Annotated in this window: 8 protein-coding genes; 5 read left to right on the top strand and 3 right to left on the bottom strand. The window is 41.4% G+C overall.

The features are described 5' to 3' along the window. The first annotated feature begins 6 nt into the window (after positions 1-6). The 3 genes from aguB to D8849_RS00250 all read left to right on the top strand — a co-directional run bounded on the left by aguB (position 7) and on the right by D8849_RS00250 (position 2,649). Complete coding sequence (aguB, locus tag D8849_RS00240) at positions 7-882, top strand: N-carbamoylputrescine amidase (protein WP_125385820.1); 876 nt, start codon at positions 7-9, stop codon at positions 880-882. Between the two features lie 190 nt (positions 883-1,072). Continuing rightward, a complete protein-coding gene (locus tag D8849_RS00245; RefSeq protein ID WP_125385821.1) occupies positions 1,073-1,774 on the top strand; it encodes a response regulator transcription factor in 702 nt (233 codons plus the stop codon). After that, entirely contained in the window at positions 1,771-2,649 is an 879-nt protein-coding gene (locus D8849_RS00250; RefSeq protein ID WP_125385822.1) for a sensor histidine kinase, read from the top strand. The genes D8849_RS00245 and D8849_RS00250 overlap by 4 nt, the downstream gene beginning before the upstream one ends. A 38-nt stretch (positions 2,650-2,687) precedes the next feature. Here the strand turns inward: D8849_RS00250 and D8849_RS00255 are convergent, their stop codons facing one another. The 3 genes from D8849_RS00255 to D8849_RS00265 form a co-directional block, all read right to left on the bottom strand. Further along, on the bottom strand, positions 2,688-3,440 hold the full coding sequence (locus D8849_RS00255; protein WP_125385823.1) for an ABC-2 family transporter permease: 753 nt from the start codon (positions 3,438-3,440) through the stop codon (positions 2,688-2,690). Between the two features lie 10 nt (positions 3,441-3,450). Beyond that, complete coding sequence (locus D8849_RS00260; RefSeq protein WP_125385824.1) at positions 3,451-4,359, bottom strand: ATP-binding cassette domain-containing protein; 909 nt, start codon at positions 4,357-4,359, stop codon at positions 3,451-3,453. Between the two features lie 141 nt (positions 4,360-4,500). Continuing rightward, on the bottom strand, positions 4,501-5,310 hold the full coding sequence (locus D8849_RS00265; protein ID WP_125385825.1) for a Cof-type HAD-IIB family hydrolase: 810 nt from the start codon (positions 5,308-5,310) through the stop codon (positions 4,501-4,503). A gap of 117 nt (positions 5,311-5,427) precedes the next feature. On the opposite strand from D8849_RS00265, the gene rexB reads away from it, so the two are divergent. Together rexB and addA are read left to right on the top strand one after the other, a co-directional pair. Further along, positions 5,428-8,703 carry an ATP-dependent nuclease subunit B gene (gene rexB / locus D8849_RS00270; RefSeq protein ID WP_125386242.1) on the top strand — a complete coding sequence of 1,092 codons (3,276 nt, stop codon included), beginning with the start codon at positions 5,428-5,430 and terminating at the stop codon, positions 8,701-8,703. Further along, a complete protein-coding gene (gene addA / locus D8849_RS00275; protein ID WP_125385826.1) occupies positions 8,700-12,350 on the top strand; it encodes a helicase-exonuclease AddAB subunit AddA in 3,651 nt (1,216 codons plus the stop codon). The genes rexB and addA overlap by 4 nt, the downstream gene beginning before the upstream one ends.

Consider the following 12,350-nt stretch of genomic DNA (forward strand, 5'->3'; position numbering starts at 1 on the left):
AGAAAAATGAGAAATGTGAAAGTTGCAGCGATCCAGATGCAATGTGCCAAGGATGTGGCAACAAATATCCAAACAGCGGAACGTTTAGTTCGACAAGCTGCAGACCAAGGTGCACAAATTATTCTCTTGCCGGAGTTGTTTGAACGTCCCTATTTCTGTCAGGAACGCCAGTATGACTACTACCAGTATGCCCAGTCGGTGACAGACAATACAGCTATTCAGCATTTTAAAGTTCTTGCTAAAGAACTACAGGTTGTTCTACCGATTAGTTTCTATGAAAAAGATGGCAATGTCTTGTATAACTCTATTGCCGTTATTGATGCAGATGGGGAAGTGCTGGGCGTTTATCGGAAAACCCACATACCAGATGATCATTATTATCAAGAAAAGTTTTATTTCACGCCCGGTAACACAGGTTTCAAGGTCTGGGATACGCGCTACGCTAAGATTGGTATCGGTATCTGTTGGGATCAATGGTTCCCTGAAACAGCGCGCTGTCTTGCGTTAAATGGTGCTGAATTGCTCTTTTATCCTACAGCCATCGGTTCAGAGCCGATTTTGGATACAGATAGTTGTGGCCATTGGCAACGTACCATGCAAGGACACGCAGCAGCAAATATTGTTCCAGTTATTGCAGCCAATCGCTATGGCTTTGAAGAAGTCACTCCAAGTGAGGAAAATGGCGGACAGAGTTCCAGTCTTGACTTCTACGGTTCCTCCTTTATGACGGATGAAACAGGAGCTATTCTAGAACAAGCTGAGAGACAAGAAGAAGCTGTTCTGTTAGCTACTTATGACTTAGACAAGGGAGCAAGCGAACGCCTAAACTGGGGCTTGTTTCGAGATAGAAGACCCGAAATGTATCAACGGATTACGGACTAGTAGGGGAGAAATGAGAGATTCATTCTGCTAGACAAACTTCTTATTAGCAACTATAAGATACTAGGTCATCTAGCAAGTGGATTTTATATTTTAACCCTCTAAGGCTTTCTCGCGCTTTTATGCGAGGAGCTTTTCTGTTTAAGCTTTATCAATAAAACATGCTATAATAGTTGCAGAAAGGTTGGTATTTATGGCTAGGATATTGGTCATTGAAGACAATAGTGACATTCAAGAGATTTTACGAACACTTCTTACTGAGGAGCATGAAGTGATTCAAGCCTTTTCTGGTACAGAAGGAATCATGCGTTTTGACCAAGGTGGGATTGACCTCGTTTTGCTAGATATCATGCTTCCTGGGAAAAATGGGGATCAGGTTTTAAAAGCTATCAGGGAACAAAGTCAAATTCCAGTCATTATGCTAACGGCTTTGAGTGATAAGAAGTTAATCAGTCAATACCTCTTAGACGGTGCCAATGATTACATAGTCAAACCTTTTGATTTGGACGAAGTCTTTGCCAGAGTTACTGTTCAATTACGTCAAAGTGCAGAAAAACAGCCTATGGAAATAGGAAAAACTGAAAATCTGCCACAAAATTTGAAAAATATCCAGTTTGATGCAGAAAGTTTTGAAATCAAAAATAGTCAGGAAACGATTCGCCTTGCCAAGAAAGAATGCTTAATTCTCCAAACTCTCCTTAAATACCCTAAGAAAATTTTTACCAAGGAAGAACTTTATGAATTGGTCTGGGAGGAGAGCTACCTACCTGGAGATAATACTCTCAATACGCATTTGAGTAATCTTCGTAAAAAATTAAACCAGCTTGACCCAAATCAAGAATATATTGAAACCATCTGGGGCGTTGGGGTAAGATTAAAAGGAGACAAGCAATGACCTACATGATAATTTTTGTTCTACTGGTACTCCTAATTATTTTATCGATTGCATTGATTCGCTACCATCTAGCACTTAAAAACTTGAGTCAACAGATTGAAGACAAGATTCTCACGGGTAGTATGAAAAGAGTCGGAGTCAGCATTTTTTCCAAACATTTTTTACATCTCTACCAGCAGATTGAGAATCTATTTCAGGAAGTAGAACAATCTCGTTTGGTGATGAAAAGGGAAAAGCAGACTCTGGATATGGCCATCAGCAATATTGCCCATGATATTCGGACACCTTTGACTATCGCTTCAGGCTACACCCAACAATTGATAAAGTCTCCTGAAGACAAAGCAGAAACCTTACAAAAAGTAGCCCAGCATCTTGATTTGGTTTCCAAACGTTTGGAGGCTCTCCTAGAATATCGTCGTTTGATGGAAGGAACTGTCAAACCAAAACTTGAAGAAGTAGACCTTTCAGCTTTTATCACCAAAAAGACTCTGGCTTATTATGATGTTTTTCAGGCGGCGAATATCACGCTTGATTTTAAGGTTGAAGCTGGTTTAAAAATGAGGACTGATGAAGACTTGCTGGATCGAATTTTACAAAATTTGCTCGGAAATGTCCTCAAGCATGGCAAGGAAGAAGCGCGGCTATCTTTGAGAAAGGAAAAAGAACAGCTTGTCTTAGAGGTTGCAAACCTTGTTAAACAGCCCATCAAAAAAATAGAAAATCTCAGCAACCGTTTTTATTCTGAAAATCTATCAGACACCGAAGAATCCTCTGGTTTAGGTCTTTATATCACTGAGGAATTATGTCATCTTCTCGGTTCAGAGATGAAACTAAGCACAGATGGGCAGTGGTTGTCGGTTTTCATTTATTTTTAACGAATAAACCTCCTCTGTAGGCTAGAGGAGGTCATTTTTTATAAACTTTTCTTTTTGAAAACTGCTAGTCCACTTAGATTAAAGATTACAATAACAGCTAAGGTAACTATAAGGGTATAGAAAATGGATTCACTATTAGCAGTCATAGCATAGAAAAACTGCAATGATAAATATGGCAAAATTTTGATACTTGGGAAGATGAGCATTGGCATAGAAAGTAAGATAGAGCTGACCAAATAGCCAATAAATACTGCAAGATAAGAATGACTAACATAGAGGATGAAGGAAACAATGGAAAGCCAAGCAAGGAGGCAAAGAAATTGAAGGAAAATGGTTATCAGTAGATTGCCAATAAAGCCATCAGGCATGGTTCCAAATCCATTTAAGAGAGTTGCTGGAATAAAGGCAATCACAAGGCTGATGATAAGTTGCAAAAGTGCAATACAAGCTACTACAAAGGCTTTGGCAAAGAAAAACTCTGTACGAGAACCCCCTACTGTCAAACTATTTTTATAGAGCTTTCCGATTAAATCAACACCGAGAACTAGACAAGTTAGAATAATACAGAGAAAAACGAGGTTTGAACCTTGACTAGATGCGTTAATCAGGGCTTGTACACCGTCCCAGCCATGGGTTGGAATTTCTGGCTCTTCTGTCTGGATTGCCATCAGATGGCCAGTAGCTCCAATACTTGCGCCCATTAGCATGAGAGAAAAGAGAATGAACTCTGTAATCCAGAATCCTTTGGAACGGAAAAGACGGTAAAAGTCTGCTTGAATGGTATGTATCATGATTTTCCTCCTATTCGACCAATTGTGTGAAGTATTCTTCTAGGTTTTGACGGGCATAGTAAATCTCGTCAATAGCGATATCTGCCAAGGTTAAGTCCTTAAGAATCTGTTTGACATCTTGTTCATTTCCAAAGATATGGATTTCATTTTCTGGATTAACAACCTTGAACTGGAGCTGGATTTGTTCTTTCAATACTTGGCAAGCTTTCTCTTTGTCAGCTGTCTTAAGCACAATATAATCCTCACTTAGTGTTTCAAATTCAGCTTTGCTGATTTCACGGATAATCTTTCCTTGATCTAAAATACCAAAGCGATTAGCTACGAGGTAGAGTTCTGACAAGATATGGCTAGAAATGAGAATGGTTATCCCTTTTTCTTGATTGAGCCGTTGAATCATCAGACGAAATTCTTTGATACCGATTGGGTCGAGACCATTGATAGGTTCATCTAAGATTAGGAAATCTGGTTTGGATAGGAGGGCAATGGCGATACCAAGTCTTTGCTTCATTCCTAGCGAGAAATCACGAAAGACTTTTTTACCTGTATCTGCCAAACCTACATAGTCCAGCGTTTCTCGAATGACTTGATCAGCATTTGGAATATGACGAATCATACAGTAATATTTCAAATTTTGATAGGCTGTTAAGTGATTATGAGCTACAGGTGATTCTATCACTGAACCTACTCGAGATAGAGCCTTGGTCCACTCATTTTCCGTTTTGCTGGAGAAGAGAGAAATAGTTCCTTTATCCGCAAAGAGTAGTTGCGTAATGATTTTTATCAAGGTGGTCTTCCCAGCTCCGTTCTTCCCGATAAGTCCATAAATATCTCCCTCTCTTATCGTTAGATGAAGATCCTGAAGAATAGCTTGTTTGTTAAAGTTTTTGGACAATCCATGAATGTCGAGTACTGTTTTCATGATTCTCTCCTTTTGATTTATTTTGTTAACTTTAGTATAAAGTATAGAAATCAAAGAAAGCTCAAGGATTTCTAAAGAGTTTCTAAAGTTTTAGGAATTCTTAAATATCAAAACCCAGTTGACACGAACTGGGCTTCTTGATTATAAAATATATTTCTCAATGGCACGCGCAACGCCGTCTTCTTCGTTGCTTGCTGTAACGGCATCAGCTAGGGATTTGACATAATCGCTGGCATTTCCCATTGCAATCCCAAGCCCTGCAAACTGGAGCATTTCGATATCGTTATTGGCATCGCCCATGGCCATGATTTCTGAGGAATCAATCTTCAAAATCGCTGCTAGTCGAGAAAGAGCGGTAGCCTTTGTCGTACCAAGTGGCATGGCTTCATAAATAACAGGCTGCGAACGAACTCCACTGAATCGTTGGCAGAGTTCCTCAGCAAAACGCTTCTCAAAATCGTCCGTTTGGCTCTCTGTCCCCAAAAACATACCTTGGAACATACGGTACTTGCCACTAGTCGCTTCCTCAAGAGAAATTTCAGTCAGGTCTGAAAAGACTAGTTTAGCATCATTTTGGATAACTTGATTGGGCTTGCCACCGAGGACAAAATAATGTTCCTCATCAAAAAGAGTCAACTGAACATCACTTTTTTCAGCTAGGTCATAGAGGTATTCAATGTCATCTGGACTGAGTTCTTGCCAATCAACCAGACTCCAATCACTGGTCTGGTGAGTTGAGCAACCGTTGTTAACAATCACATACTCATTCTGGAGATCAAGCCCCAGTTTTTTGTAGTAGGGGAGGACACCAAAAAGCGGGCGACCTGTACAGAGAACAAGTTTGACACCTTTTTCAATAGCTTGGTGAATAGCAGTAATGTGAGCTTGTGGGATTTCCTTGGCTTCATTGAGGAGGGTTCCGTCCATATCCAAGGCTAGTAGTTTAATCATAGGTCTTCCTTCTTTATCTTTTGGTATTATTATAGCATATTTTGGAGGAAAGGAGGAGGAATCTTCGGGCTAATCATGGTATAATAAAAGGTAATGAAAAATTCCAACGAGGCTGAGATGAAATTACTTTATACTGATATTCGGACTTCTTTGACTGAAATTCTAACAAGAGAGGCGGAGGAGCTAGTTGCTGCTGGCAAGCGGGTCTTCTACATCGCCCCCAACTCTCTTTCTTTTGAAAAGGAACGCGCCGTGCTGGAATGCTTGTCCCAGCAGGCTTCTTTTGCGATTACTGTTACGCGATTTGCTCAAATGGCTCGTTACCTGATCTTGAATGACCTACCTGTCAAAACCAGTCTAGATGACATCGGTCTTGGGATGGCCTTTTACAAATGCCTTGCCGAACTTGATCCTAAGGATTTACGTGTTTATGGTGCGATTAAGCAGGATCCTCAATTTATTCAGCAGTTGATTGAACTGTATCACGAGATGACCAAAGCTCAGATGAGTTTTTTGGACTTGGAGAGTTTGACGGATGAGGACAAGCGAGCAGACTTGCTCTTGATTTTTGAGAAAGTAACGGCCTATCTCAATCAAGGCATGTTAGCTCAGGGAAGTCAGTTGTCCCATTTGATTGAGGCTATTGAGAATGACAAAGTAAGTAGTGATTTTAGTCAAATCGCCTTGGTCATTGATGGATTTACCCGTTTTTCTGCCGAGGAAGAGCGGATTGTGGACTTACTTCATGGCAAGGGAGTTGAGATTGTCATTGGGGTTTATGCTAGTAAAAAAGCTTATACTAGTCCTTTTAGTGAGGGCAATCTCTACCAAGCCAGTGTGGAGTTTCTCCATCATCTGGCCTCTAAATACCAAACGCCTGCTCTGGACTGTTCTCAAACTCATGAGAAGATGGATAGTTTTGACAAGGCATCTCGTATGCTGGAGTCGTCTTATGACTTTTCAAAATTAACATTGAATATAGATGATGAGGACCGTGAAAACTTACAAATCTGGTCTTGCTTGACTCAAAAAGAAGAGTTGGAATTTGTTGCACGTAGCATTCGTCAGAAATTACATGAAAATCCAGACCTGAGTTACAAGCATTTTCGTATTCTATTGGGGGATGTAGCTTCTTATCAATTATCGCTGAAAACCATTTTTGACCAGTATCAGATTCCTTTTTATCTTGGTAGAAGCGAATCCATGGCGCATCACCCTTTAGCTCAGTTTGTCGAGTCTATCTTGGCTTTAAAACGCTATCGTTTCCGTCAGGAGGATGTGATAAACCTTCTTAGAACTGGTTTGTATACAGACCTTAGTCAGGCTGATATTGATGCTTTTGAGCAATATCTCCGCTATCTTGGTATCAATGGCTTGCCAGCCTTTCAGCAAACCTTCACCAAATCCCACCATGGAAAATTTAATCTGGAACGTTTAAATGCTCTTCGCCTGAGAATTTTAGAACCTCTTGAAACTCTCTTTACCAGTCGAAAACAGAAGTCTGAAAATCTCTTGCAAAAGTGGAACTCTTTTCTAAAAGAAGGAGCTGTGACCAAGCAGTTACAAGATTTGACAGCCACTATGGAAGCTATAGAACAGGAAAGACAAGCCGAAGTTTGGAAGGCTTTCTGTCATGTTTTAGAACAATTTGCGACCGTTTTTGCTGGTTCACAGGTTAGTCTAGAAGACTTCCTAGCCCTGCTCCATTCTGGAATGAGCCTATCTCAATACCGTACCATTCCAGCAACAGTGGACACCGTTCTGGTGCAGAGTTACGATTTGATTGCGCCTTTGACAGCTGACTTTGTTTACGCTATTGGTCTGACTCAGGATCATTTACCAAAAATCGCACAAAACACCAGTCTTTTGACAGACGAAGAAAGACAAAACTTAAACCAAGCAACCGAAGAAGGCGTTCAATTGCTGATTGCCAGCAGTGAAAATCTCAAGAAAAATCGCTATACTATGCTTTCCTTGGTTAATTCTGCTCGTAAAGAGTTAATCTTGTCAGCTCCAAGCCTTTTTAACGAAAGTGAAAGCAAGGAGTCTGCCTATCTTCAAGAGTTGGTCCATTTTGGATTTAGTCGAAAAGAGAAGAGGATGAATCACAAAGGGCTGTCTAAGGAAGATATGGGGTCCTATCACAGTCTTTTGTCTAGTCTGGTTGCCTATCACCAGCAGGGCGAGATGAGTGAGACTGAACAAGATTTGACATTTATTAAGGTTCTAGCTCGTGTCATGGGTAAAAAACTAGACCAGCAAGGTTTGGAAAATCCAGCCCTCCCAACCAGTCCAAGCAGTAAGCAGTTGACCAAGGATACCTTACAGGCTCTCTATCCAGCTGACAAGGAATTTTACCTGTCTACCTCTGGTTTGACGGAGTTTTACCGTAACCAATACAGTTATTTCCTCCGTTATGTTCTAGGCTTGCAGGAAGAATTGCGCCTGCGTCCAGATGCTCGTAGTCATGGGAATTTCTTACACCGCATTTTTGAACGCGCCTTGCAGTTGCCTGACGAAGATTCCTTTGACCAACGTCTAGAACAAGCTATTCAAGAAACCAGTCAAGAACGCGAATTTGAAGCCATTTATCAGGAAAGTTTGGAAGCCCAGTTTACCAAGGAAGTTCTGCTTGATGTTGCACGGACGACTGGACATATTCTCCGACACAATCCAGCTATCGAAACCATCAAAGAGGAAGCGAATTTCGGTGGAAAAGAGCAGGCCTTTATTCAATTAGACAATGGACGCAGTGTCTTTGTACGAGGTAAGGTTGACCGCATTGACCGTTTGAAAGCGGATGGATCGATAGGAGTAGTAGACTACAAGTCCAGTCTGACCCAGTTTCAATTTCCTCATTTCTTTAATGGGCTCAATTCCCAGTTGCCAACCTATCTAGCTGCCTTAAAAAGAGAAGGGGAACAAAACTTTTTCGGCGCTATGTACTTGGAAATGGCTGAGCCTGTCCAATCTCTGATGGCTGTTAAAAGTCTAGCAGGTGCAGTAGTAGAAGCTAGCAAATCAATGAAATACCAAGGCCTCTTTTTAGAAAAAGAAAGCAGTCATTTGGGTGAATTTTACAATAAAAATAAGGCCAATCAGCTGACGGATGAGGAATTCCAGCTCCTACTGGACTACAATGCCCATCTTTACAAGAAAGCAGCTGAGAAGATTTTAGAAGGTCAGTTCGCCATTAACCCTTATACTGAAAATGGCAGAAGTATTGCACCGTATGTTCAGCAACACCAAGCCATCGCTGGATTTGAAGCCAATTACCACTTGGGCCAAGCCCGTTTCCTAGAAAAGTTGAATTTGGCTGACGGAAAGCGTCTGGTTGGAGAAAAACTCAAGCAAGCTTGGTTTGAAAAAATAAGAGAGGAGTTGAATCGATGAAGCCTATTCCCTTTTTAACTGAGGAAGAAATTCAAAAATTGCAAGAAGCAGAAGCGCATTCGAGCAAGGAACAAAAGAAAACTGCCGAGCAAATCGAAGCTATCTACACTTCTGATCAGAATATTCTCGTTTCAGCGTCGGCTGGTTCTGGGAAGACTTTTGTCATGGCCGAGCGCATTCTGGACCAATTGACGCGTGGTGTCGAAATTTCTCAACTCTTTATCTCAACCTTTACTGTCAAGGCTGCCACAGAGCTTAAGGAACGTTTAGAGAAAAAAATCAGCCAACAAATCCAAGAAACGCATGATGTCGAGCTCAAACAACACTTGGGTCGCCAGTTGGCAGACCTACCCAACGCTGCCATCGGAACCATGGACTCCTTTACACAAAAATTCCTTGGTAAACATGGCTATCTAATTGATATTGCGCCTAATTTCCGTATTTTACAAAACCAAAGCGAGCAACTCCTTCTAAAAAATGAAGTCTTTCATGAGGTCTTTGAATCCCATTACCAAGGCAAACAGAAAGAGAACTTTAGTCATTTGCTGAAAAACTTTGCAGGGCGTGGCAAGGATGAACGGGGGCTGCGCCAGCAAGTCTATAAAATCTATGACTTTCTCCAATCCACCAGCAATCCTCAGAAATGGTTAAGTGAATCTTTCCTCAAAGGCTTTGAGAAAGCTGATTTTACCAGTGAAAAAGAAAAACTGACTGAGAAAATCCAGCAAGCCCTTTGGAATTTGGAAAGCTTTTTCCGTTACCATCTGGATAATGATGCCAAGGAGTTTCCCAAGGCAGCTTATTTAGAAAATGTTCAGTTGATTCTGGATGAAATTGGCTCCTTAAATCAAGAGTCCGATAGTCAGGCTTATCAAACGGTGCTTGCGCGTGTTGTCGCAATTTCGAAAGAGAAAAATGGTCGAGCTCTGACCAATGCCAGCCGTAAGGCTGATTTGAAGCCACTGGCCGATGCCTACAATGAAGAGAGAAAGATCCAGTTTGCTAAACTAGGACAACTGTCAGACCAGATAACCATTCTCGACTATCAAGAACGTTATCATGAAGACACCTGGGAACTAGCTAAGACTTTCCAAACCTTCATGAGCGATTTTGTGGAAGCTTATCATCAGCGTAAGCGTCAGGAAAACGCCTTTGAATTCGCTGATATCAGCCATTACACCATTGAGATTTTAGAGAATTTCCCGCAAGTTCGTGAGGCTTATCAGGAGCGCTTCCATGAAGTTATGGTCGATGAGTATCAGGATACCAACCACATTCAAGAACGGATGTTGGAATTGCTGTCTAATGGTCACAATCGCTTTATGGTGGGAGATATCAAGCAATCTATCTATCGTTTCCGTCAGGCAGATCCCCAGATTTTCAATGAAAAGTTCCAACGCTATGCGCAAAATCCACACGAAGGCAAGCTGATTTTGCTTAAAGAAAATTTCCGTAGTAGTTCAGAAGTGCTGTCAGCAACCAATGATGTCTTTGAACGTCTCATGGACCAAGAGGTCGGCGAAATCAACTATGATAACATGCACCAGCTTGTTTTTGCCAATACCAAACTGACTCCCAATCCAGACAACAAGGCAGAATTTCTCCTCTACGACAAGGACGACACAGGTGAGGAAGAAGAGGACCAAGCTGACACTAAACTGACTGGTGAAATGCGCCTGGTCATTAAGGAAATCCTTAAACTTCATCAGGAAAAAGGTGTTGCCTTTAAGGAAATTGCCCTTCTAACCTCCAGTCGCAGTCGTAATGACCAGATTCTCCTCGCCCTGTCTGAGTATGGGATCCCTGTCAAAACTGACGGAGAGCAAAACAATTATCTCCAATCCCTAGAAGTGCAAGTCATGCTAGACACCCTTCGTGTCATTCACAATCCTCTTCAAGACTATGCCTTGGTTGCCCTTATGAAGTCTCCAATGTTTGGTTTTGATGAGGACGAGTTAGCACGTTTTTCCCTTCAGAAAACAGAGGATAAAGTCCAAGAAAATCTCTATGAGAAACTAGTCAATGCACAAAAACTGGCAAGTAGTCAAAAAGGCTTGATTCATACAGAGTTAGCTGAAAAACTAAAGCAATTCATGGATATCTTGGCTTCTTGGCGTTTGTATGCCAAAACCCACTCCCTCTATGACTTGATTTGGAAGATTTATAACGACCGTTTTTACTACGATTATGTTGGGGCTTTGCCAAATGGTCCTGCTAGACAGGCCAATCTCTATGCCCTAGCACTGCGAGCTGACCAGTTTGAAAAGAGTAATTTCAAGGGCTTGTCGCGTTTTATTCGTATGATTGACCAAGTCTTAGAAGCCCAGCACGATTTGGCAAGCGTAGCCGTCGCACCGCCAAAAGATGCAGTAGAGCTTATGACCATCCACAAGAGTAAAGGGCTGGAGTTTCCTTACGTCTTTATCCTCAATATGGATCAGGATTTTAACAAGCAAGACAGCATGTCAGAAGTCATTCTCAGTCGTCAGAATGGTCTTGGTGTCAAATATATTGCCAAAATGGAGACAGGAGCAGTGGAAGATCACTATCCTAAAACCATCAAACTCTCCATTCCTAGTCTGACCTATAGACAGAACGAAGAAGAATTACAGCTGGCAAGCTATTCTGAGCAAATGCGTCTACTGTATGTTGCTATGACTCGAGCTGAGAAAAAGCTCTACCTTGTCGGCAAGGGTTCTCGCGAAAAGTTGGAAGCCAAGGAATACCCAGCAGCTAAGAATGGAAAACTAAATAGCTCTACTAGACTGCAAGCAAGGAATTTCCAAGATTGGATTTGGACTATCAGTAAAGTATTTGCCAAGGATAATCTCAGTTTTAGCTATCGCTTTGTTGGCGAAGACCAGTTGACTAGAGAAGATATAGGAGAATTGGAAAACAAGAGCCCTCTCCAAGCTAGCTCTCAAGCAGATAATCGTCAGTCAGAAACCATTAAGGAAGCTCTCGAAATGCTGAAAGAGGTGGAAATCTATAATACTCTTCACCGCGCAGCTATTGAATTGCCAAGTGTTCAAACCCCAAGTCAAATCAAGAAATTTTACGAACCAGTTATGGATATGGAAGGTGTCGAGATTGCAGGTCAAGGCCAGTCAGTAGACAAGAAAATCAGCTTTGATTTGCCAGATTTTTCAAGCAGAGAAAAGATAACAGGAGCTGAGATTGGTAGTGCTACCCACGAACTCATGCAGAGAATGGACCTCAGTCAGAGACCAACACTTACTAGCCTGACAGAAACTCTCAAACAAGTTCAAACCAGCCCAGCTGTCAGAGAAAAGATTAATCTTGCTAAAATTCTTGCTTTCTTTGACACAGCACTCGGTCAGGAAATTCTTGCTAATACCAACCATCTCTACCGTGAGCAACCTTTCTCCATGCTCAAACGAGATCAAAAGAGTCAGGAAGACTTCGTTGTCCGTGGTATCCTTGATGGCTATCTCCTTTACGAAGACAAAATTGTTATGTTTGACTATAAGACAGACCGCTATGATGATCCAAGTCAACTCATAGACCGTTATCGTGTGCAATTAGCCCTATACGGAGAGGCTTTATCTCGAGCCTATTCGATTGAAAATATTGAAAAATACTTGATTTTACTCGGTAAAGACGAGGTTCAAGTTGTAAAAGTATAA

The organism is Streptococcus mitis (assembly GCF_003942765.1).
GTDB lineage: Bacteria > Bacillota > Bacilli > Lactobacillales > Streptococcaceae > Streptococcus > Streptococcus mitis_BE.